A 23,727-nucleotide genomic window follows, 5' to 3' on the forward strand; every position below is an offset into this window, starting at 1 on the left:
AAATTACGGATGATTTACTCTACTACTGCTACCGGATTTCGAAGCGTCATAAAGCCACTGATTCTACACTCGGCCATATCTCCTTGCTGAATCCGGACGGACCCGGGTGTGCCTGTCATGATCACATCTCCCGGATAGAGAGTCATCATCTGCGAAAAATACGAGACAATGAACCATGGATGATACATCATACGAGACACCGTATTGCTATGAATAACCTCATCATTCAACACCGTTTCAACGACGAGGTTCTGCAGATCGCCTATTTCATCAGGTGTTATTAGTTGGGGTCCGAGACTGAAAAATGTATCGAATACCTTGGATCGCTGCAGGAATCTGGGGTTCCGTGCGTGAATGTCCTGGTTAGTCATATCCAGCGTTGCGGCAAAACCGGCAATGACCTCCTGCGCACGTTCTTCCGGCACATTTTTGCAGGTTCGACCGATGATAATGCCAAGCTCTGCTTCTGTTGTCACATTCATATCCTGAGCCGTAAGCTGGATATACTCTTCCGGCCCGATCAGGCTGGAGTCCGGCTTCATGAAGCAGACCGGCTCGCGCTCTGGAGGAGTAGATGCGAGATCAATCGCTTTTTGCACATAATTCATGCCAATTCCCCATATTTTACGAGGGTGCCGTAAGAGCGGAGCAGATATAGCTTCTTCTGAAGGAATGAAAGGGATGGATGAAACTGTTCTATCCCCGTGCTTCTGATACCACTGGACAAGCTCCTCTAGCTGGCCTTGCTGCAAGATCTCCATAACGTTGGTGCCCCATGAGCTTCCTTCCGCCCTGTTGATCTCCTCTAGAAGTATGAATCGTTCCCCATGTTCAATCGCTGCCTGTTCACCATCGCCGTGTTTCAGACTGACGAGCTTCACGGGGTGCTTCCTGCTGGCTGCTGAACCGGTTCAGTCCCGCGGACATCGGTGATTTCAAAATCACACAGTTCCTCCAGTGCCTCCGACAAAATCGTTGAGATTCGTTCCTGAATAATCCTGCCTTTCTCAGGCGTGGCCGTCGTAGCATCACCAGCAATGCCGGTAGCGGAGATATCTGCCATCTTCCAGGCGAAACGAATTTTCCCTTCTAATGTAAGAAAGCGGTAAGAGGACATATCCGGAAGCTCTTTGACGAGAAATTCCTCCTTCACCCAGTCCGGTTTAATGGACATCACGAGAGAGGTCTCATAATCGCCACCATGAATACCGTATTCCAGCTCCTCGGGAGACAGGAGATCCTCTGCCACATTCAGACTGCTGGGACTGAGATAGAAAACCATCATCCCCGTTCTGATCCGTATTTCTCGTGATACCGTATTTAGCAAATCCACGTTGCCGCCATGGGTATTAAACAAAAGTAACTTGCGAAAACCACTGGCCTTCAGACTTTCCGCAATGTCCAGCATGATGGCATGCAGTGTGCTCGCCGATAAGGAAATGGTGCCCGGAAGTCCGATATGTTCATTGCTTTTGCCATACGAGACCGGAGGCAGGAGCCATATCTCCTTATCTGCTCTCACCCGTTCCAGCGTTTGGGATAATGTCGCTTCCCCAATCAAAGTGTCCGTATATACGGGCAGATGGGGGCCATGCTGCTCCACAGCTCCGACTGGGAGAATAACCAGTGCCTTATCTTTCGGCAGTTCTTTGACCTGTTTGCTGGTCAGACGGGGCAAAAATCGTTCCTCCCACGCTGTTCCTTCATATCGTTGAAACATAACTGACACCCTTTCTCCTGCGGCTTTATTTTTTTTACGCGTAGCTTCATGTCCATATATCGAATGATGCTCTTATCCTTTTATTTCTGAATTTACTGCTGAAAGAAAGGATGTGGCCCATTCCAGCAGACGTTGATCCTGTCCCGGACCTGCAATGATCGAAATACCGACCGGGCATCCCAGCACCTCGGCAGCGGGGATCGTAAGCTGCGGTAGACCCGACAAACCGGAAATGCAGGTTAAACGCATCGTTTTCACTCTTCGTTCTTCAATTAAAGGCCCGTCCAAGCCCAGCTTCGGGGCCACTCCAGTCGTCGTCGGAATCACAAGCACCGTATCCGTTCTGAGCAGGTCAGCCATGTGCTTGCGTACCTCAACCCGGCGTTCAGCTGCATTCTCCTGATCTCCACGTTCAACAGTGCTTGCCCAGGAGAATCGCCCTGCCGTATCTGGCCCGAAGGTCGGCTGCTCACGTTCAATCCACGCCCCATGCTCCTGCCATATTTCATAGCCCTGGATCGTCCTGAACATGGTCATCCATTCAGGTAGACCCTGCGGGGCGATGCGAACCGTTTCATGGCTCGCAGCCATGCCGCACAGCAGCTTCAGGTAAGGGGCAAGCGCCTCTTTGCTCTCAGTATCAGCAAGCTCCCATGCATCCTCACCGATGAGCACCCGTCTGAAACCTGTACCCGAGTCTGTCTGCGGCAAAAGCACTTCTCCTATCCGGCACAGCGTCTCGAAATCACGTGCCATCCAGCCGACGGTGTCGAAGCTGGGAGCGAGTGGGATAACGCCTTTCGCGGAGACAATGCCATGTGATGGACGCATTCCATAAATTCCACAGTACGAAGATGGCACACGCACCGATCCTCCCGTATCCGTTCCAAGGGAGAAGTCAGCAAGCCCAGCGGCGACAGCTACCGCCGATCCGCTCGACGAACCTCCAGGGATACGATCGGGAGCCCTTGGATTCACTGGTGTTCCATAATGAACATTTTCACCATTCAAGCTGAACATCAGCTCATCCGTATGCGTCATCCCCGTTAGCCTTGCTCCTTGCTGCAATAGCAGGTTGAGCGTTTCCGCGTGTTCCGCCTCGGGCCCATGCGTCTGGAGCCAACGTGGATTACCCGCGCCATTTGTATGGCCACGGACGGCAAACACATCCTTGACCATAAAGCTGAGTCCGTTCAGCCTACCCTGCCCTGTCGGCTCAACGTTTACCTGGTTGACAACGGCGTTCCATTGGTCCTTCATTGCGTCATCCCATCCTTCCGTTCAGCCTTCTAGCGATGCCAGCTCTTCCGAGTTGTTTCTCTCTATAGGGGTCGCTGCCCCGTTCAGCTCTTCTACCAACCAGGTGGAATCCGTAACGAAGCCATAACATTGCTTGATATTGTACAAGGTCGCTTCTATGCAGAAATCCGGGGAGCTTGTTGCCGAGCAATCCTCCAGAAGTATGCCGTCATATCCGAGACAAGCCGCGTCCTGCAGTGTATGCATGACACACTGATCGAGATTTACCCCCGCAAACAACACCGTTTGAATATTAAGATTGCGTAGAATACTATCCAGTGGTGTATCCCAAAACCCGCTCATGCGGTATTTATCCACATAGATATCATCGGGAGACGAATCCAGACCATCGACAATTGCCGTTCCCCAACTGCCTTTCTCCAGCACCTTGGAGCCGTTCCCCGGCAGCGGGTCCCCAATGCCGTTGCCCCGCCCATCCGAATTGTATACATGAAGTACGGATGGCGGCACGTTCATTCGGTCTTCCCGGTTGCCCCAGTTCACCCATATCACAGGCACTCCCGCTTTTCGCAGCTCGGGCATCAGTCGGTTCAGCCTGCTGACCGGGTTAAGGAGCGGAGAGGTATCAACCCCAATAGAATCCAGCCATCCACCCGGTGTACAGAAATCATTCTGCATATCGATGACAATAACTGCCGTATGCTCGAGATCAAATATGACTTCCTGCGGCTGTGCAGGGAGGGTTACTGACTTGCCGTACTTTTGCGTTCGCCTTAGATCCACCAGCGTTTCGGACACTTGCCAATAGCTCTTTCGATTTCCAAGTTTGAACATATTAGGTCCCCTCATTTTTTCTGAAATTTCTGATTTGAAGCTTCAAATCCTTTTGGTTCAGGTTTATGGCTTCATCAGATACTCCGTTGTAAACGCCTGGGTAACATCTAGTGCCTTCGTTAATCCTCCGCCCTTGATCATCTGATCCTGCAGGGTGCTCCAGCGTTCCTTTGTCATGTAACCTATACCATTTGCCTCAGATTCTTTGTTAAGAATAAAGGGTTTTTCCTGCACTGCTTCATAATTCATTGCTTCTACCGTCATATCGGGATTATAGGTTTGAATAAACGGGTTTACCTTTTCATAGTTGTCTAGATAATAGCTCCAACCCTTCTGACTTGCCTGCACCACAGCTTCAACAACATCAGGGTGCTCTTTAAGATAATCTTCCGTCGTAAAAAGAACGTCTGCATAGTTCGCGTAACCGGAATCGGCGATTTTCAGATACTCCACCTCAACCCCCTGCTGAGAAAGTGCGTAAGGCTCATTCGTGATGTAACCCTGGTTGAGCGAACTGGGGTCATTGATAAAATTGACCAGCTGGCCGTTATACTTCATTTCTTTTACATCTGTCAGATTGTATTGGCTCTTGATATATTCCCAGTAAGGCACCGCTGTACCGATGTATACGGTTTTGCCGTTCAGGTCTGTGAAATCCTGAATGTCCTCCCCCTTGTGGTACATCAGAACCTGCGGTGTGCTTTGAAAACCGGCAAGGATACCGACAACAGGAATTCCCTGTTCCCGGGCCTTCAAGATTTCATCAGCATAAGAGATACCGAATTCAGCTTTGCCTGCAGCGACAAGCTGCATGGTTGACACCTCGGGGCCTCCTGGCTGAATCGTCATGTCGATCCCTTTGTCCTTATAATAGTTCTGCTGCAATGCCGCAAAATAGCCTCCATCTTCCCCTTTGGCGTACCAGCCCTCGATCAGTTTCACCTGCTTCAAATCTGTTCCGGCTTCCCCACCCGCCGAGGCGGCGGATTCTAGAGCGGAGGAATTGGAGCATGCGCTTAGAAGCAGTAGGATCAAAGATGCAGCCGACAGCAGCCATTTCTTGTAACGAAAGTTCATACGATGTTTGGACATGTTGGATCTCTCCCCCGGTTCTGGTATCATTTCATTGCTGATTCATGCCAGGACTTCAAAAGTTTGTTCGACACCATGTTGATGATCAGGAAAAATGCGATTCCTAGGGCCGATGCTGCTAAACCGCAGGCGAACAGATAAGGAGTTTGCAGGCGGGTTGCTGCAACGGTAATCCCGTAACCGAGTCCGCCTTGTCCGCCACCAATGCCTGCAATGTACTCACCCACGATCGCTCCGACAACCGAACTGGAGCATGAAATTTTCAGCCCTGCCATAATGTACGGGAGTGCCGCAGGAAATCTCAGCCTCCAAATGGTTTGCAGCTTGCTTGCATTATACAGATAGAATAAATTCTTCATGTTCTGATCCGTTGAGTTCAATCCGATCAGCGTATTCGATAAAATTGGGAAAAAGCTGATTAAGAATGAAATGATCACAATGGCATTTATTCCCGCTCCGAACCAGATCACTATGATTGGTGCTACCGCCACGACCGGAATAGTCTGTAGGATAATAGCGTAGGGATATACGCTTTTTTCTACCGTTTTGGACAGGGCCAGTAGAATGGCCAATGAAATACCGAGCACGACACTGATCGTAAAGCCAATCAAAGCCTCCACAATGGTTGTGCTTACCGACGTAATCAGATTCGCGCTGTTCTCAGCAGCGGCTGCGGCAATATCGGATGGCTTGGGCAAGATATATGGGGGCATTCCGAGTATCCGCACGATTAATTCCCATCCACCGATAAACAGGACAAACACGACGATTGGCGGCAGAATTTTTTTCATCAGTCCAATGACTGGACTCTCTTCTGCCGGATGATGGCTGCGGGCATTGTCCTTCCCAGAAGCTCGGATACCTGGTGTCGTTTCAACGGCTGGATTAGCTACCATCTCTTCCATGTTGCTTCCCACTCCTCTCATATCTGGCTATCAATGATTCAGTACATTGGACACGCTGCGTACATATTCACCGAATTCAGGCTGGGTCCGGAATTCATCATCCCTCGGATAGGCAAACGGAATATCAATGAAATCCGAAATTTTACCGGGACGAGGCGTCATCACTACGACTTTTGTTGATAGGAACACACTTTCGAACACGTTATGCGTAATGAACAGAACCGACATCTTCTTGTCCTGTTCCCAAATATTTAGCAATTCATTCTGCAGCGTCTGCCTGGTAATTTCATCAAGGGCGCCAAACGGTTCGTCCATTAACAGCAGCTTGGGACGGGATATCAACGCTCGTGCAATGGATACTCTCATCTTCATTCCGCCCGACAGCTCTCGGGGCAGCACCTTCATATAATCCTTCAGGCCTACCAGCTCTAGAACCCGCTCCCCTTCGGTAATTCGCTCCTTTTTGGATACGCCACGCAAAGTAAGAGGCATGGTGACATTATCAATCAGCTTGGCCCACGGGAGCAGGGTATGCTCCTGAAATACAAAGGCAATTTCATTCTGTTTACGTGCTTCCTTTGGGGAAGTACCCAGCACGGTCAGATGACCGGAGGTCGGTTCCGTCAAACCGGCAATCATATTGAAAATAGTAGATTTCCCGCAACCGGAAGGACCGACAAAACATAGAAATTCTCCTTCCCCCACATGCAGATTCGCATGCTGCACAGCTACAGTGCCATTGGGGTAGATTTTGCCGACATCATCGATTACAAGCATGGAACGGCTGTCCTTTTGGGCCGCTGCCTGTTGATTTTGGGTGAGCTGCATCTGAATCCCCTCTTCTCTTTGAAGTTGTGTCCTATCATATAGCCAAAAAATATGCATGTAAATATTCCTGACACAATTTTGGTTTTTTATCTAATGGTATACGCTTTACGTTGGTTCAAAAACAGAAAATCCTAGCTTATCGGTCAACTTATATGACATGCATATAACAAAAGGGATTGCAGGAATTCAACAAAACCCTATATAATTGCTTAAAAAGTGACGTGGTGTCCGGTACCTGATTCAGATATGTATCGTTTAGGAGGATGGATTGACATGCATTTAACTATAGAAGATGCGTTGGCGGTGTACCCGTTATCGGAAGGCAAGTTGGCCGCAGGCAAAAAAGGAATTTCTCGAACGATCAGCTCCATCAATTTGATGGATGCGCCGGATGTGATCAACTGGATGAAAGAAGGGGAGCTCTTGTTGACTACAGCTTATGCGATTAGGGATTCACCCGAGGATTTTGTTAATTTGCTGCAAAAGCTGAATGAACGTGGAGCCTCCGGGCTTGGCATCAAGCTTGGTCGATACTGGGCAGAAATACCAGAGATAGCTCTGCTGGAAGCTGATCGGCTGGGCTTGCCCCTAATTGAGCTTCCCTTTCAATTCACCTTCTCCGAGCAGATCACCGCTCTCTACCAATCCGAGTTCCAACGCGATACCCGCCGGCTGAATGAATTGCTTGAAACACAGAAGAAGCTGGTCGATTTTGCGATGCAGGCCGATGAGTACACCAATTATTTTCAAAGTATCACAAGTATTTTAGGCGTTCCTTTAGCCATCGTTACCTCTGAAGGACAGACCTTGTATAACATGACACGTTGTTCCGATATGGAGCTGTTGAGCGATTGGCCCTGGAATCAGGACAATCGGTTTTACAAGTCGGCGAGCAACCTTTTGTATCGGGTCCCCCTGCTGAAAAACGGAAAGTCATACGGTTACTTGCTGATACAAACTGAAAATCTGCTGGAAGCACATGAAATGGAGGGCATTTTTCACCAAGCTGCCGTCATTCTTTCCTATCATCTGGAGGTCATCCAGAATCAGGAGGCTACTGCGGCAGGCAGTCGTCTTGGCATGGCCATGGAACGTTACTTAAAGGGGAACGCCTCTCTGAAAACGGTGCTCGAATTTGCTGAAGCATTGGGAAGCACATTTTGGACCACACCCTACGTATGCATGGTATCTTCCACAAGAGCGGATGCTTGGGACCATGAAAATCAGAGGCGCAAACTGAGGGAGATTCAGAACAGGCTTCAGGACCATCCCAAAACGTCCTCCTTGGAATCCCATCATTTTTATGTGATGAACCGCATATATTCACTCTTCCCCCTTCTAGAAGAAGAGGCCAAGGATCGAAGGAAGTATGAGGATTCGGTACGTTTGTATGCTGATTTGATGCATTCATGGGAGCACGGAACAAGGACATGTTTTATCAGTAAAGTGAGAACGGGCATAGAGGAGTTCATCGACGGCTTCCGGGAGTGCGGGGAGGCGGAGAGAATCAGTACGGAGCTTGGTTTAAGCGAACCGATTGTCATGTTTGCTGACTTGGAGTTTATTTATCTCTTCAAGCATATTCCGCAGGAGGTTATGGTTCGGTATTGCTCTTATTTATTCCGTCCACTCATGGACAAAGAAGAGGAATACACCAGTGAGATGATGCACACACTTGAAGCCTATTTTGCCAACAACGGCCAAGTGAATGAAACGGCACGAGAGCTATACATCCATCGCAACACCGTACTGTACAGGCTGGAGAAAATTTCGGGGCTGCTGAATCTGGATTTGAAGAATACCGATCATCTGCTGCTCTTAAAGCTGGGACTGATGTTTAGGCACTTGATGTCGTCTGAGAGACAAGTTTAAAAAAGGTCAATTGTCGTCGCGCGCTCTATTCCACCCCAATAAAAAAACCTCAGCAGGTTTACCGAGCTGAGGTTAATAAATTCACCATACTTGTTCATTTTTATCTTTAGCTGCTGCCACTCTAGTGTCTTTTGATTCCGCCTGGATTTCGCATCAGGTGCTTCGAATACTCCCTAATTGACGACTAGAGCCGTACCTAACTAATTCATTTAATAACTTCCACCTTTTTATCCCCTGCTGTTTTTGCTACCTCTAACGTTGTATGACCTTGGATCGCGACGATCACGCCTGCAGCCAGCATAGAAACGATTAAAGCTGCGCTGAGAGTTGTGGACATTTTCTTCTTGACCATAACCATACCTCCGGTATCTATTATGTAATAAGCAATTCAAAATGGACGAGTCGATGTTGACTTCATCATTGCAAATAAGGAATTACAATATTTCACTTTTCTTGTGAAGTAAGCCACTTGTTGATTGTATTATAACTCACTGTAAATGATTGTAAAGGGATTTTTCTAGGTTTAGATAAACAAAATATTAGGCTCGGCGAATAAAGCTGTAGACTATAACTCCGTTATTTGGCCTCTTCAGTGAAGCTACATGGCTGAGAGAAGCAACACTTATATTGGCCTGAAGATAGATGGATATCAACCATTCCTGTGTTTTCATCGCGAGTGCTTTGCGGCATTTTACATATTTGAAGCCAGCGAGTGGTATCAAACCAAGCATTGATTGTACGTAAATTCTATCAACTCATGGACCGATGAATGTTCGCTAAAAGTATACTGACCAAGAATGGCGTTCACGCTTGCATCTATACTTAATTCCGCACCTGCACTTTAAGCTGCGTTTTTGTTCTTTATAGATCACCAGCAGAGGATGCGTAAAATACGTCGCTGTGCATATGTTTAATTCGATCCCAGTTAGCGGGATTGGTTGTGTCCAGGGAACGGTTCTCCATTATGGCTTGATACAAAGCGGTCTTTTCTTCCAAATGTGCTAAGTGCTGTTTGGCTTCTTCAAACTTAGCAAGAGCTGCCTCTCTATGCTTCATCATAAGTGTATACCGTTGTGGGATAGTTGAATCTCCTTCGAGACAGTAATCAACATACATTTTAATATTTTCAATCGGCATCCCGGATTGTTTGAGACATTTGATGCCATGTAACCAGTTGATTGATTCTTCGTCAAACATTCGAATATTATTCTGATTGCGCTGTACACTTGGCACCAAGCCTTTATCTGTATAAAAGCGAATAGCGTGCTCGGTGAGTCCTGTGATCTGCGCGGCCTCTTTGACGGTATGCATGAGAAGACCTCCTTGAAAAATATAAATTCCAGAGTATGCTTGCCTTCGTGTAACACGAAGGTGATAGGCTCATTGTAATGCAACTCGACCACGAAGGTAAACCCTGTTGAGGTGCCCGAATTCGAATCTAGGGCCATTGCATTATATTTAAAATATTAGGAGGAATTACGATGCAAACCGTCACATTAAACAATGGGGTAAAAATGCCGATTATCGGCTTTGGTGTTTACCAAGTTCCGGATGCTGAAGAATGCGAGAATGCAGTATATGAAGCGCTGATGGCTGGTTATCGGTTGATCGACACTGCATCCGGTTATTTGAATGAGGAAGCGGTCGGACGTGCGATCAAGCGCAGTGGCATTCCTCGTGAAGAGCTGTTCATCACGACCAAGCTCTGGGTCCAGGATGCCAGTTATGAGAGCGCCAAGCTTGCTTTTAACAAATCCTTAAATAAGCTGCAGTTGGATTATCTCGATTTATATCTTATACACCAGCCGTTTGGCGATTACTACGGTGCTTGGCGTGCCATGGAAGAACTGTACCATGAAGGTAAAATCAAGGCGATCGGTGTGAGTAACTTCCTGCCAGACCGTCTGATGGACCTTATCGTGCATAATGAAATCGTGCCAGCTGTTAACCAGGTCGAAACTCACCCGTTCTATCACCAAACCGAGAGTGCCACCTTTATGAAAGAACAAGGAGTTCAACATCAGTCTTGGGCTCCATTCGCTGAAGGGCTTAATAACATGTTTGGCAATGAAGTGCTGATATCCATTGCTGAGAAACACAGTAAGTCTGTCGCGCAGGTCGTGCTGCGCTGGCTTGTGCAGCGTGGGATCGTTGTCATTCCGAAATCAGTAAAAAAAGAGCGGATTGTCGAAAACTTCAACATCTTCGATTTTGAGTTGGATACCGAGGATATTGAACAAATTACGGCCCTTGATACGCGGAAGAGTCTTTTCTTATCGTATCACGATCCGGAAGTTGCCAAGATGATGGGAAACTGGAAGATTGATCTGTAAACCCTATTGTAATGTGCAAAAAGAATGTCGATCTGTCAGATCAACATTCTTCGTTTTTCTTATCCATCCGATTCAAAAGCAGACTATCTCAGGACTCGTAATTGAAGCATTCTACATCCATATAACCTTGTTGTGTTTTGAGATTCAAGTTGTATAACCCAATTCGGTCTCCCTGATCGTGTCCCCATCCCAATGGATAGACTTCACCCAGGTTATTGAAATTTTCGCCATCCAGGCTGTATTAACCGACGGTCCCCATATTCGTTACTAACTTTTCTAGTTTATCAGCGTCATCCATCGTTAACGAATGGAACTGAGTATCAGCCAAGCTATACAGATTGGGAAGTATACAATCGATTACGTGTCTGCCTTTTTCGGTTAGTTGTACGAATATCACCCGACGATCCGAATGACAAGGGATTCGAGTTAGCAGCTTTTTATTCTCCAATTTATCCAAGATATACGTCAAAGCACCACTAGTCAAAGAAACATGTTGAGAAATCTGTTGAATTGCCTGTTTCTCTTCATGTTCAAGCGATACTAACACAGAAAGTTCCGTGAAATTGAGATCTGCTTTCTTTAACTCGCTCCGAAATTGGTCCTGAATCATTTTTGACATTTGAATGAAATGAAGACATGCTTGATATCGAAAATTATTCATGGTTTCTCACTCCACTTTATATATCTCAGTTTTAAGATTCTTTATTTAGATATTACTTGTTCTATGTACTTTTGTCAATTTAAGACCAAGCTCAGGATCAACATTTCTTGTTACTGATACGTATAAAAGCCTCCATATTCAATCACCTGGAATGCTAGTTAAACGCAAAAAAACCTCCCAGGCTTCAAAGAGCTCGGTTCGGTTTTTATTCACAGCATGATGACAGCTATCTCAGTCCAACATCTATAAAACGATTGCCGATGGTTTCGGGAAATGCCTGCTTAATAGCATCAATGGCTCGTTGTTCCGTTTCTCTCGCTTGATGGAGTAGCGCTATCACAGACTGTACACACTCCGGTTCTTTGACATCCCATAAATCACATTGATCAACCCAACGAATCATCTCCATATAAAGATCTGACAAAGATCTATATTCTTGTATGACCTGAGCCATCTGGTCAGAGAGGTATCCGAGACCTGCAACATAGCTGGCCATAATTTCTCTTGATCTGCAATAATATCGGAGAACTGCAGCAGCTTGCCTCGGATCATAAACACTTGTTTCCAGTGCTGAAGCCATGACAGAATATGCAGCAGAGCCGCAGGCGTAATCCTGAGATGGCAGCATGTAATCATGGATTTCCCATTTGTAGACGGCCTGAATCAACGATTCCTTGCAGACCTCCCACAAATCTACCGCTCTACAGGATTCAAGCACTTGATAATACCAATAAGGCGTTCTATTTCTCCCAAAAGAATCGTAAGGCAAACGAGTAACGTCTTGGCCTTCGCTGTTACAGAGGAGCAAAACCTGCTCCACATCATCATACCCGGCAGCAATAACAAATTGGTCATGCCATACTATGACCCCTACACCCCGATCAATGGATGTCTTAATGTCCACCAATGCCTGTTTTTGATACAGGGGAAACGTCGGTGCAAATGAAAAGCCAGCTGCCTGACTGACCGTTACTCCAATAAAATCAACAGCTACAAAATTCTCTGCCATCCAGTTATAGGCTGAGATTGATTCTTCGGTCAGACGCCGATCTACGACCAATCGAAATACTGTTGCTGTCATGCCCGCAATCATGTGAAGCGGTAATTCCGTCCACTTCTTATGTATTAAAATGCGGTGCATCACATCTGCATAGGAACCCTTGCTGCTACTTATAATGTTTGCATCCTTAGAATGCTGGGCTTGATCCGATTGAATCAGGTCCAGATAAACTTGTTTTGCCATGATCCTTCCTCCCTCTGTCTATCTTGGCGAGTGCGCTCCCCATCGTGGTACAGTTGAGCGCTTACGATCAGGGAATTTTAAGGATATGATGCGAAAAAAATGGACCGCTTGCTCTTCTAGTGTTTTCGCTTCCATTAGAACCTGTGCCAGTTTGTCCGCTGCATCCAGCTCCAGAGTCCATTTGTCCTCCTGCTGACTCATAAATCCCCTCATCTGGTGAATTAACCTTCCAAGCTGGTCATAACATGAATAAGCTTGGTCCAGCTCATCCCATATGCCTTGCATATCCTGCAGGTACAATCGGATTTCATTTCGAGACTGACAATAAGATTCTAAAAGATACGTTGCCCCTGATGAATCATAATCTCCACTTCGTAGAGCTTGCACCCATACGTCATATGCCAATCGGCCAGAAGCGATGTTTTGGTCTGGTAATAGTCGATAAGGGATATCCCAATCCTCGATAGCAAGTCGCAAGGATTCCAACAACATATCCTGTTTGGGTATTGGAATCTGCTCACCAAAGATCTGACAATACCAGAAACCTGTGAAGTTTAGCCCGAAATTGTCATATAGCAAAATCTGAGGCTCCTTACTCCACCTATCTTGTAAGTAAAAGATACCATCGTTGTCATCATATCCATGGATAACCCCGAACTCCGGAATCCAATAGATTACTCCTTTTCCCTCGTCCAGACTTCGCTTCACCCATTGCACTGCATCCATCTGATAATAATCGAATGTAGAATGTCGCGTACGTCCTCCATCCCAGATCGTGAATATTCCCAGGTTGTCGATTCCAGGGCGGTGCGCTTCTCCCCATTGTCCATACGCCGTTACCGACATGGGAAGAAGCCTGCGATGCACCGAAAGTTTAAAGGCCATTCCCGTATACCCGGAGAGCAAATATTTTGCACCTTGAAACTGACCAGTATGGGTCAATATGGCATGCAGACTATCCACAAATGATTTGGACTCTCGTTTTACCACCAGGTTGTTTAACTGTACTTCGGCCAAGATAAGATCTCCCTCCATGGTCTTTACTTCACTTGAGCATGATTTGAATTGTGAAGTCTGTTAAGAATTGCGTCTGCATGGCTCTGCATCCTGCGTCTTAGCCACCCAGGAGATATTAATTCCTCCCACTCACTTATAAATAATTGCTGCAGGAAAGCCTCTGTATCATAAAATTCAATCGCGTGAATCCGATCTTGTGTGTCCCGAATTCGATACCCTTGCCACTGCTCTGTTTGCTGCACTTCTTTCAAACGAATTTCAGCTATAAACGGTTTTCGAACAGGTAGAGGTTCTTCCCATCCACTGAGCTGCATGTCTGAATCACATTCGAATGTTTCATCCGTCAATCGGACATGAACGATACCCTCCATCCGTATGGCACTTTGCTGTACAGGATCCGTTTCATAGCCAATGACGTAATCAGCATTGTACTGGGATACGATCTTCAATGGACACCAAGGAAACTGCCTTTCTCCGGAAAAGTCTCGGTAATACATATGTACTTTGAGTGATTCTGTTATGGCGTGGGATAATAATTCAACATGCTGAAGAAGCTTCGGCGATGCAGCGAATGTGGGAAGTGGTCGGCTCAATATTTTCTGCTCTTCAGCCGTAAATCTCTCTAACAGATGCGCCACACGCTTGACCACATCAGATTGCTCGTGATTAAAATGCCGATAACGATGAGCCAGATACTTAAGGACGCTCTGTTCTTCTTCTGTCATATATAAATGGGGTAACCGATAGGTCTGGTCCTCATAACAATACCCTCTATATTTTGCGAGATATAGTAAAGGAGCGCGTAATGAAATCGCCATATATTCAATATCGCGCTGTGCCTGACGCCGGGATATCTCAAATTCACGGGCAAGCCAGCTGCTGTTCGGAAAACGTCCGCTTCGAATCTGCTCGTCAAACCAGTGAATACGATGCATATTACTCATCTTTACAGGCCCCCAATTGATTCCACAATGTGCAAAACGTAACCCCATTATACCAAACGAATGGCCCGCTCCGAAGAACAGGCCTGCTACGTTATACGGTTGCTCTATCCACTCTGGATTGCACAGCTTTGGAACATTTCTTGCATACTTTCAGACTTGTTCCATCTGTTTTTGTTTGTGAATACAACAGTTTAATACGTGTGCTGCTGCATACCGGACATGTTCCCCGCCCCCGGGAAGGGATATTCCACAAGGCGCGTCCTCTTTTGGTTTTTGCCAATGGTGTGAACCTCTTTTCAATGTAGTTTGTGTGTTCACCGTTATTATAGAGGTCATGGTACGACATAGAATGTCGCAGCAGTACGTATTGGATCAGACCAATCCACAAAAAAGAAAAGCTCGCACAGGCAGGGTATGATAACTTTCCTGCCTGGTACGAGCGTCTACACCAAATTGCACTCCAACGGTATGATCCGGGTGAGTACGGTTAGCAATAGTTTATTTCATCGAGCGATATTCCAGTAAATCTGTCAAATTAGAGATTTTCTGCAGCAGCTTCTCCCCAATGTTGGTTTCCCTCACCAGTTTCCGCGCCAGTTCTTTGTCCACCAGTCTTTTTATGGATAAAACGTCCGTTCCGTTACACAGCACATCTTCTTTTGAATTAAATTTCTGATGAGCGACGAGCTGCATGCCGAAGGAATTATACAACAAGGTATATCCCGCGATGCCCGTTGTGGATTGATAAGCTTTGGAGAAACCACCGTCAATGACGACCATTTTTCCATTTGCTTTGACAGGGCTCTCTCCACGAATTTCTTTCACTGGCGTGTGTCCGTTAATGATATGTCCATGATCCGGATTCAAATCAAACTCCTGCAGGATCTTTCGACAGATCTCTTCCTTTTCACGTAAATGGTAGTAAGGGTTCTTTCTCTCCTTGTGCGCTTCCTTATCTTGGATAAAGTACCGTTCAAAAGTGGTCATTTCTCTTTTGCCAAAGAGCGAGGAACATTCCCCTGTCCAGATGTACCATACCATATCCGTCGCCAGATCATCTGTCTCTTCCAGATGTGCAAAGGAGTAGCGCAGGTTCTCTTCAAAAACATCAAGCAGCTGGCGGCCCGCATACGTCTTGCCTTCAATCTGCATTTCTTCCATATTTCCTTCTTCATCCAAAGGAATACAGCCGTGGATTAACAAATTCCCGTTGTATTTTAAATAAAGGCTGCCCTTTTTCATAAGAAAATTCATATGCCGGGCCAGCTTCTCGGAATGCTGAACGGAGAACAGCAGCTTTTCCATCACCTGGCGTTCTTCCTCCAGCAATTGTTCAGGGTTCTGCGGATTTACGGTTGCAAAACAGGTGTTTTCCAGCTGGTACGTTTTTCCGCAGATGTTGATTTCGTTTTTGTCATAATCGATCTTCTCCAGTAGAAGTCTTTCAGACATATTAAAGTCTGGGCGTCTTTTGATAATCGGCATTTCAAGCTTAAACTGGATCATGGCAATGGCCTGATGAATCTTGGTGATCTGCAGAATTTCCTGCTCCGATAGGTTATGGCCGCCCTGCAGCTTAGGTCTGAAAGATGGATTATCTTCATAGTATTTCTCCGCCAGGTTTAACAGTGGGCGAAGATTGATTCCGTATACATCTTCGATGATGTCCAGATTGTCGTATCTCGCGCAGATCCGGATAATATTCGCAAGGCAAACCAGAGAACCTGCATAGGCACCGATCCAGAGCACATCATGGTTGCCCCACTGAATGTCTACAGAATGATAGTTAATTAACGTATCCATAATTTTATCAGGGTCTGGCCCACGGTCATAAATATCGCCAACCACATGAAGGTGGTCAACCACCAGACGCTGGGTCGTATAAGCAAGGCCGATAATGAGATTGTCCGCCTGCCCCAGGGATATAATCTGCCGATATATTTCCTCGTAATACGGATCCTTATTGTTGGTCGTATCCGTCTTGTATAGAAGCTCTTCTACAATATATACATACTGTTTCGGCAGAGCTTTCCGCAGTTTGGAGCGTGTATATTTGGAAGAAGCGTATGAAACAAGCTTAAGCATGTTTTCAATCGTTTGTCTGTACCACTGGTTCAAAGCCTTTTTATTGCTCAAATCCCCTATAACCAGCTTTATTTTTTCTTCCGGATAATAGACTAACGCCGCAAAATCATTAATTTCCTGCTCTGTCCATATCTCACGAAATAATTCTTTGATTTTCTCTTTCACGGTTCCTGAACCGTTTCGTAGTACATGCTGAAAAGCCTGGAACTCCCCGTGCAAATCACTGACAAAATGCTCGGTTCCCTTCGGAAGATTGGAGATTGCTTCAAGGTTGATAATCTCTGTTATGATTTTTTCTTCCGTATCATATTTCTCAGCAAGTAGATCTAAAAATTGCTCATCCAAAACAGATGTCCCCTTTCAAGGAATGATCGTGATGTATAGTTGGGTCCAATCTTTGCAAATGCAATTATAACCAATCTATATATGTTTTTTTATCAAACACGGAAATCGTTCTAAAGGCTATCCGCAAAGGTCATTATACTCCAGTTTCTCCTGGTTCAACAAATTTCATTGAATGATTGTACTTGGCTTTTGGTTTATTTAAGCCACTGGACAACATCAGTCCATATGGAAGCAACGTCAAGCTATGGCTGAATTCATATTTATCGTTTAAGTTCATTGTAGTTATTTTGAAATATTAATTGTTGTGTCTACTCTATTCATAACTTATGAAACCAGAATGTAGGAAGGAAGCGAGATTATGAGCAATCATTCGTTAATGGGGTTTGCCCCTGCACTAGGATGGAATTCATGGAATACCTTCACGTGGGACATCAATGAGCAGTTGATTCGGGATGTTGCCGATGTGTTTGTTACAGAGGGTTATCTGAACGCCGGATATGAGTACATCGTCATTGACGATTGCTGGAGTCTGAAGGAACGGGATGCAGATGGCAATCTGGTCGCAGACCCCGCTAAATTTCCGAGTGGAATGAAGGCGCTTGCAGATTATATCCACGACAAAGGTCTGAAATTTGGCATGTACTCCTGTGTTGGCACACATACTTGTGCAGGTTATCCAGGCAGCTTCGAGCATGAATTCCAGGATGCTGCGTTATTCGCCGAGTGGGGCGTGGATTATCTAAAATATGATTACTGTTTCAAGCCGCGCCATATCTCAGGTGAGCTATTATACAAGCGCATGAGCCTTGCACTTAAAAACTGCGGGCGGGATATCCTGTTCTCTGCCTGCAACTGGGGAGAAGACAACGTATATGAGTGGATTCGTGAATCAGGGGCTCATATGTATCGCTCCACCGGTGACATTCGCGACAACTGGCAATCGGTCAAGGACCTGGCGCTGTCCCAGCTCGGCAAACAAAGCTACACTGGCTCCTTCTGCCATAATGACATGGACATGCTCATCGTTGGCATGTATGGTGGAAGCAACAACGACTTTATTGGAACCATCGGCGGCTGTAATGACACGGAATACAAAACGCACTTCTCGCTCTGGTCCATGATGGGATCACCGCTCATGATTGGATGTGATGTCCGCAAGGCCAATCAGGCCACCAAGGATATTCTGTTGAACCCCGACCTGCTTGCTATTAACCAGGATGCAGAAGCACGCGGTGCCTATCGCATCAAACCCGAGCCTCAATGGTTCCATACAGATGATGTATTCATGCTGGTGAAGGTGCTGACAGATGGCGATCTTGCCATCGGTTTCTTCAACTTGAGTGACAGTCAACGCGAGCTGTCCCTTCAATTCTGGGATATGGGGCTGCCTTACGCCGCGGGTTATTCCCTGTCACTCTACGATTGCTGGGAACACAAGGAGCTGGGTGTATTCCGCGAGCGTTATGCACCGGTGGTTGGGGCCCATGATTGTCTCGTCGTGCGAGCCAGATTGGTGAAATAAATGGCACAGAGCCGGCTCTGCACCACTTGCCAGGTTCCGCTCTCGTCGGATGATGTGGGTATTTATATCAAACTGGTCTCTCGAACAGCCCAGCAATTCCTCTGTATCGACTGTCTCGGTGTGAAGCTGAATTGCGGGCGGGATCCGATTGAGAAGCTGATTCGTTACTTCCGTGAATCCGGGAACTGTGCATTTTTTCGATAAAAAACAATATGTAATCTGTCTATTCGTTAGTGTACCGACCGCATTCCCTTAATGTTCTGCTTGTTTCTGATGCAACAGCATGTAGGCTGATGGTGTATATGATGTCGCCTTTTTGAATACTCTTGAAAAATATAGCGGATCATTATACCCAACCGAATAGGCTATGGATTGAATGGACAATCTGGAAGTCTTCAGCAGGTCACAGGCGCGCCGGATACGGCATGCCGTTATATACGCCGAGATGGATTCGCCTGTAGCTTCTTTGAACTTGCGGAACAGGTAGCTTCGCTCCAGATTCACGGCCTGTACAATCTCCGCAACCGTCAAGGTCGATTTCCAGTAGTTCTGCTCAATATAGGTTCTCGACAGCCACACATAATCTCTGGCTTCCTCCTGCGTCTCGCGTGGAAAATACTCCATGTAATAGGACAATAACAGGTGCAAACGCGCATCTGCCCTAAACACTTCACTTGGTGCTGCCCCCGCATTCCAGGCCAGGTGAAACCAGGGTTCCAAGGTTTCCGGCGCAGCTGGCAGTACGGGATGCTGGACCGAAAACTGTGTCAACTCTATCAGTCGTCCTGCGTCTCGGCCGTTGAACTCCATCCATACGTATTCCCAAGGGTCGGCCGGGTCGGGATAGTAATAGATTTCTTTTTGCGGAAAAATAATAAAGCTCTCTCCGGCACCCAGCCGAAATTGCTGGCCCCCGGTTTCCAGTGTACCCTGCCCTTGCATGATATAATGTAGCGCGTAAACGTCACGCACGCCCGGTCCCCACTGGTGAAGATTGACGGGTTTATGGGCGCCGCTTATGAAATAAACTTGACTCGCCCTGCTCCCGTCTAGCCATAATGAGTCCACATCTGGCTCCTCCTTTCTTGATACCAGTCATTATATATGATTTTGTAGAGTTTTTGATTTATTTTGATGCTAGAAACTTCCTTTCAAGTTGCTTATGATCGAGATAGTGGTCTCATAACCCAACAGATATATGTAAGCGCAACCACAAACATCTTGGATCGACATGAATAAAAATGCTCAATTCAGAGAGGAGAATGTTGTGTTGCTTAGAATCGTTCAGGTAGAAAATGGCCAAGTTCAGGGGCTGCCTGCCGCAGACCCACGTGTTACCAGCTTTAAAGGTATTCCATTCGCCGCCCCACCGGTAGGCCAGAACCGCTGGCGTGCACCACAACCTGCATCCGATTGGGATGGGGTGCTGCAAGCTTTTGATTTTGCCCCCACCTCGATGCAGGCCCCGACCGTCATTGACGATAATAACATCTATACGCGAGAGTGGTCTGTTGATCCCGATCTGCCGATGAGTGAGGATTGTCTATATTTGAATGTGTGGACACCTGCCAAGCGAATGGATGAGAAGCTGCCTGTGTTTGTCTGGTATTTTGGCGGTGGGCTTCAGGTGGGTCATACTGCTGAAATGGAATTTGATGGTGAGCGCATTGCCCGCAGAGGCATTGTCGTGGTTACCGTCAAATACCGTCTGAATGCGTTTGGTTTCCTGTGCCACCCCGAGATTAGCGCTGAATCCCCACAAGCACCTGCGAACTTTGGACATCTGGATCAACAGGCAGGTACGGCCTGGGTGAAACGTAACATCGCTGCCTTCGGCGGTGATCCGGATCAGATAACCATTGGTGGACAATCTGCAGGCGGCGGCAGTGTGCTAAGTCAGATGACTTCCCCGCAGAACAAAGGCCTGTTCCAGCGAGCTGTCATCATGAGTGGAATTGCGACCGAACTGTATCCCAATGTGCGCGTACCTTCTGTCCGCGGCACACTGCGGGATGCAGAGCAGAAGGGCGTTGATTTTTTCCGTTTTCTGGGCGTATCCAGTTTAGATGAAGCCAGACAGCTGGACGCCGTCACGTTGCAGGATAAAATTCTGGAATATCAAAGCTTCTGGGGAACAGTTATCGATGATCAGTTCTGTACAGATGATCCGTTCATTCGTTTCATACAGCATAAGCGCGAACTCGTTCCCGTTATGCTTGGGCATACCTCTTCCGAGTTTTGGACCCAGCCTGCGGTAAGCAGTATGGAGGAACTGAAACAAATGGCGACTGAACTATTCGGAGAGGATGCGCCCGCCTTTTTGCAGCGCTGTGGAGCCGATACTGGAGATCTCGATCATATATTGCAGCAGGCATCGATCCGCATGATTGAGCATGCGATTCAACTTGTGATCCGCTCCAATAGTGGTCATCCATCCGAGACGCCGCTCTATTATTATAATTTCGACGCAGAGATTCCGGGCTGGGATCAGCCAGGCACGTTCCATTCCGTTGATCTGTGGTTTTTCTTCGAAACGCTCGCCAAATGCTGGCGGCCTTTCGTCGGTAAACATTATGACCTGGCGCGCCAGATGTGTAATTATCTGTCCAATTTTATCGCGACAGGTGATCCGAATGGTCTGGATTCCACCGGCAAACTTTTGCCCTATTGGATTCCAAGCAGTACTGAGCAGCCTTACCGCATGGAATTCGGTGATACGTCCCAGTTACAGCGTGCAGAGCCGGGGCCGGTACTTGAATTGGTCATTGAACACTATTTTAAAAAGCAGAGTGAGCCCGTTGTGTAACATTTATACTTTTAAATGAATCAAACCCTGAAGAGCCTTGCAAGTATGCATGGCTCTTCACGTTGTCTCGCCTGTCGTTACTTGATCCGACTGCTCACCAAATGCTGCCTAATATAGGGAGTTACCCTGTAAGTGATTTAGATCAGATTAGATCAGATAAAATGACTATCAAGTTTCAGCAATCTTTCCGCGAAAACCTCGTTTGCTCTGGTAGGAATATGATCTATCCGGCGAACTAAGGAAAAGTTTCGTTCGATGTGGATATCTGGAATGGTGATTTCCTTCAACATGCCAGCGGATAACTCCCTTTTTACAACCCAGCGGGACAACATGGCGATGCCTAATCCAGAGAACACCGCTTCTTTGACGCCCTGACTGCTGTTGAACACGTATGAACGGTTTACCCGGAGTCCCGTCTGAGCCAGAAATCGATCACTAGACGATCTGGTTCCGGAACCCATCTCGCGAAGTATCCACACTTGATCTTGCAATTGTTCCAGATCCGCAATCACCGAAGTTTGAAGAGGATATCCTTCCGCTGCCACAATTATCAATTCGTCCTTCATGAATGGTGTCACGTTCAGATCTTGGGCCTCTATGTCCTCTTCAATCAAACCAAAATCGATATGATTATCTCGAATAGCTTCCACCACTTGAGATGAATTTTCGATGAATACTTCCATGGCCACTTCAGGGTATTGCCTGGCAAATGATGAAAACAGGCGAGGTAAAACATATTCTCCAATCGTAAAACTAGCCCCAATTTGCAATGAGCCACTAACATCATCCTGCAATCTGGCAATATCCAGTTTCGCCGACTCATATAGATTCACCATTTCCTTGGCACGTACATATAGCAGTTCCCCAGCCTCCGTCAGTTTCACCCATTTGGGCGAACGATGCATTAACTTTACATCAAATTCCTTTTCTAATTTACGAATGTGCAAGCTAACACCGGGTTGTGATAAATGTAATAGTTCTGCCGCTCTAGAGAAATTGCGCTGTTCCACTACAGTTATGTACACTTTCAAGCTTTCCACGATCATATAATGCATCTCCCTCATAGGATTTAGCCCCAAATATTACTCCAATCATTATGATTCGTTATGATAAGCATTTCATTCCGGTATTTCTCTTTTCAATCATAACTAATTATAGTTATCAGTGAACAAGAAATAAAGAAATCGGACGTGATATCCATGAATTCAACTTCTGTTTTGCTGCAAGATAAAAAGGATAAACAAGGGGTTCTGCTGGGAATTGGGCTTACTCTAATGCTTGCCCTTGCTGCCAAATATGCAGCCGGCTTTCCTTTTCTACACATCATGGGCCAGCTGGTACTTGCTATTTTGTTCGGCATGATCTGGAGAGCGGTCAGAAATGTACCTGATCATATGGTGAGCGGAATTTCCTTTTCAGCTAAAAAGCTTCTGCGATATGGAATCATTTTGCTTGGCATGCGGCTGAATTTGAAGGATATTATTCATGCAGGGCCCAAGGTTGCCTTGATCTCCTTCCTGAACATTACCATAACCATTTTTGTTGTGTATGGCATTGCCAAATTTTTTCACGTCGAGAGACGTTTGGGGCTATTAACTGCATGCGGAACAGCGATATGCGGAGCTGCAGCAGTTGTAGCCATTGCGCCTCAGATCCAAGCCAAAGACGAAGAAGCGGCCATTGGTGCAGCTACTGTAGCGATTCTGGGAACCATTTTTACGATGGTATACACCCTTCTATATCCATTTCTACACTTGTCTGCATCAGGATACGGCGTGTTTTCTGGCGCTACATTGCACGAAATCGCACATGTGATTGCAGCTGCAGAACCTGTGGGCCCAGATGCTGTGGACCTGGCTGTCATTGTTAAATTAACGCGTGTAGCCATGTTGGTGCCCGTCGCTATCTTGATTGGATTCTGGACGAATCGTTTGGATCGCTCCAAAAATTCAGGAAACAGCAAGATGAATAAAAGAAGCCTGAAATCCTTCCCGATCCCTTGGTTTATTTTCGGATTCCTCATGATGAGTGCTCTGAATACGCTGCAGGTTATTCCTTCAGGCTTGACGAATCTAATCATTCTTGCAGCTTATATGCTGATTGCTATGGCCATGGCTGGTCTGGGCTTAAGTGTAGATACAGTTTCGTTTCGGCGATTGGGCCTAAAGGCTTTTGCAGCTGGCTTTATTGGCTCCATCGTTCTTTCCCTCATCGGATATGTATTTTTAAAACTATTCAATCTCGGCTGATGAAAATAGTG

General features: G+C 46.5%; 23 protein-coding genes. 6 read left to right on the top strand and 17 right to left on the bottom strand.

The window, feature by feature from the left end; all coding sequences use genetic code 11:
• Positions 1–14: 14 nt before the first annotated feature.
• The 7 genes from F4V51_RS15490 to F4V51_RS15520 form a co-directional block, all read right to left on the bottom strand.
• Positions 15–881, bottom strand: a complete 867-nt coding sequence (locus tag F4V51_RS15490; RefSeq protein WP_153978690.1) for a fumarylacetoacetate hydrolase family protein — start codon at positions 879–881, stop codon at positions 15–17.
• On the bottom strand, positions 878–1,720 hold the full coding sequence (locus tag F4V51_RS15495; protein ID WP_153978691.1) for a creatininase family protein: 843 nt from the start codon (positions 1,718–1,720) through the stop codon (positions 878–880). The genes F4V51_RS15490 and F4V51_RS15495 overlap by 4 nt, the downstream gene beginning before the upstream one ends.
• A gap of 72 nt (positions 1,721–1,792) precedes the next feature.
• On the bottom strand, positions 1,793–2,980 hold the full coding sequence (locus F4V51_RS15500) for an amidase (RefSeq protein WP_153978692.1): 1,188 nt from the start codon (positions 2,978–2,980) through the stop codon (positions 1,793–1,795).
• 21 nt (positions 2,981–3,001) lie between these two features.
• A complete protein-coding gene (locus tag F4V51_RS15505; RefSeq protein ID WP_153978693.1) occupies positions 3,002–3,814 on the bottom strand; it encodes a cysteine hydrolase family protein in 813 nt (270 codons plus the stop codon).
• Between the two features lie 63 nt (positions 3,815–3,877).
• The gene (locus tag F4V51_RS15510) at positions 3,878–4,906 is read right to left on the bottom strand and encodes an ABC transporter substrate-binding protein (RefSeq protein WP_153978694.1); all 1,029 of its coding nucleotides are present in this window, start codon (positions 4,904–4,906) and stop codon (positions 3,878–3,880) included.
• Between the two features lie 26 nt (positions 4,907–4,932).
• Positions 4,933–5,811, bottom strand: coding sequence for an ABC transporter permease (locus F4V51_RS15515; RefSeq protein ID WP_153978695.1), 879 nt, complete (start codon positions 5,809–5,811; stop codon positions 4,933–4,935).
• A 30-nt stretch (positions 5,812–5,841) separates the two neighbouring features.
• The gene (locus F4V51_RS15520; RefSeq protein ID WP_110822780.1) at positions 5,842–6,639 is read right to left on the bottom strand and encodes an ABC transporter ATP-binding protein; all 798 of its coding nucleotides are present in this window, start codon (positions 6,637–6,639) and stop codon (positions 5,842–5,844) included.
• Positions 6,640–6,912: 273 nt separating this feature from the next.
• Between F4V51_RS15520 and F4V51_RS15525 the strand changes: the two genes are divergently transcribed.
• On the top strand, positions 6,913–8,511 hold the full coding sequence (locus F4V51_RS15525; protein WP_162009943.1) for a PucR family transcriptional regulator: 1,599 nt from the start codon (positions 6,913–6,915) through the stop codon (positions 8,509–8,511).
• Positions 8,512–8,716: 205 nt separating this feature from the next.
• Here the strand turns inward: F4V51_RS15525 and F4V51_RS28860 are convergent, their stop codons facing one another.
• Together F4V51_RS28860 and F4V51_RS15530 are read right to left on the bottom strand one after the other, a co-directional pair.
• The gene (locus tag F4V51_RS28860; protein WP_167301698.1) at positions 8,717–8,863 is read right to left on the bottom strand and encodes a hypothetical protein; all 147 of its coding nucleotides are present in this window, start codon (positions 8,861–8,863) and stop codon (positions 8,717–8,719) included.
• A gap of 509 nt (positions 8,864–9,372) precedes the next feature.
• Positions 9,373–9,822 carry a MerR family transcriptional regulator gene (locus tag F4V51_RS15530; protein ID WP_153978697.1) on the bottom strand — a complete coding sequence of 150 codons (450 nt, stop codon included), beginning with the start codon at positions 9,820–9,822 and terminating at the stop codon, positions 9,373–9,375.
• Positions 9,823–9,992: 170 nt separating this feature from the next.
• Here F4V51_RS15530 and F4V51_RS15535 point away from each other — a divergent pair, with 170 nt between their 5' ends.
• Entirely contained in the window at positions 9,993–10,844 is an 852-nt protein-coding gene (locus tag F4V51_RS15535) for an aldo/keto reductase (RefSeq protein ID WP_153978698.1), read from the top strand.
• 241 nt (positions 10,845–11,085) lie between these two features.
• Here F4V51_RS15535 and F4V51_RS15540 read toward each other — a convergent pair whose 3' ends face one another.
• The 6 genes from F4V51_RS15540 to F4V51_RS15565 form a co-directional block, all read right to left on the bottom strand.
• Positions 11,086–11,505 (bottom strand): MarR family winged helix-turn-helix transcriptional regulator, encoded by a 420-nt coding sequence (locus F4V51_RS15540; RefSeq protein ID WP_153978699.1) that lies wholly within the window; start codon positions 11,503–11,505, stop codon positions 11,086–11,088.
• 226 nt (positions 11,506–11,731) lie between these two features.
• Positions 11,732–12,748, bottom strand: a complete 1,017-nt coding sequence (locus F4V51_RS15545) for a hypothetical protein (protein ID WP_153978700.1) — start codon at positions 12,746–12,748, stop codon at positions 11,732–11,734.
• Positions 12,749–12,766: 18 nt separating this feature from the next.
• Positions 12,767–13,765, bottom strand: a complete 999-nt coding sequence (locus tag F4V51_RS15550) for a cysteine peptidase family C39 domain-containing protein (RefSeq protein ID WP_153978701.1) — start codon at positions 13,763–13,765, stop codon at positions 12,767–12,769.
• Between the two features lie 23 nt (positions 13,766–13,788).
• A complete protein-coding gene (locus F4V51_RS15555) occupies positions 13,789–14,709 on the bottom strand; it encodes a helix-turn-helix transcriptional regulator (protein ID WP_153978702.1) in 921 nt (306 codons plus the stop codon).
• Between the two features lie 91 nt (positions 14,710–14,800).
• A complete protein-coding gene (locus tag F4V51_RS29090; protein WP_153978703.1) occupies positions 14,801–14,989 on the bottom strand; it encodes a hypothetical protein in 189 nt (62 codons plus the stop codon).
• 218 nt (positions 14,990–15,207) lie between these two features.
• Positions 15,208–17,139, bottom strand: a complete 1,932-nt coding sequence (locus F4V51_RS15565) for a fructose-1,6-bisphosphatase (protein ID WP_153978704.1) — start codon at positions 17,137–17,139, stop codon at positions 15,208–15,210.
• Positions 17,140–17,497: 358 nt separating this feature from the next.
• On the opposite strand from F4V51_RS15565, the gene F4V51_RS15570 reads away from it, so the two are divergent.
• Together F4V51_RS15570 and F4V51_RS15575 are read left to right on the top strand one after the other, a co-directional pair.
• A complete protein-coding gene (locus F4V51_RS15570) occupies positions 17,498–18,661 on the top strand; it encodes a glycoside hydrolase family 27 protein (protein ID WP_153978705.1) in 1,164 nt (387 codons plus the stop codon).
• Positions 18,662–18,865 (top strand): hypothetical protein, encoded by a 204-nt coding sequence (locus F4V51_RS15575; RefSeq protein WP_153978706.1) that lies wholly within the window; start codon positions 18,662–18,664, stop codon positions 18,863–18,865.
• Between the two features lie 48 nt (positions 18,866–18,913).
• Here F4V51_RS15575 and F4V51_RS15580 read toward each other — a convergent pair whose 3' ends face one another.
• Positions 18,914–19,729 (bottom strand): AraC family transcriptional regulator, encoded by an 816-nt coding sequence (locus tag F4V51_RS15580; protein ID WP_153978707.1) that lies wholly within the window; start codon positions 19,727–19,729, stop codon positions 18,914–18,916.
• 202 nt (positions 19,730–19,931) lie between these two features.
• Between F4V51_RS15580 and F4V51_RS15585 the strand changes: the two genes are divergently transcribed.
• The gene (locus F4V51_RS15585) at positions 19,932–21,467 is read left to right on the top strand and encodes a carboxylesterase/lipase family protein (protein WP_153978708.1); all 1,536 of its coding nucleotides are present in this window, start codon (positions 19,932–19,934) and stop codon (positions 21,465–21,467) included.
• A gap of 152 nt (positions 21,468–21,619) precedes the next feature.
• Here the strand turns inward: F4V51_RS15585 and F4V51_RS15590 are convergent, their stop codons facing one another.
• The gene (locus tag F4V51_RS15590) at positions 21,620–22,513 is read right to left on the bottom strand and encodes a LysR family transcriptional regulator (RefSeq protein WP_153978709.1); all 894 of its coding nucleotides are present in this window, start codon (positions 22,511–22,513) and stop codon (positions 21,620–21,622) included.
• A gap of 153 nt (positions 22,514–22,666) precedes the next feature.
• On the opposite strand from F4V51_RS15590, the gene F4V51_RS15595 reads away from it, so the two are divergent.
• Positions 22,667–23,716, top strand: a complete 1,050-nt coding sequence (locus F4V51_RS15595; protein ID WP_153978710.1) for a YeiH family protein — start codon at positions 22,667–22,669, stop codon at positions 23,714–23,716.
• Positions 23,717–23,727: the final 11 nt, after the last annotated feature.

The sequence above is a fragment of the Paenibacillus xylanilyticus genome (assembly GCF_009664365.1).
In the GTDB taxonomy this organism is placed as follows: domain Bacteria; phylum Bacillota; class Bacilli; order Paenibacillales; family Paenibacillaceae; genus Paenibacillus; species Paenibacillus xylanilyticus_A.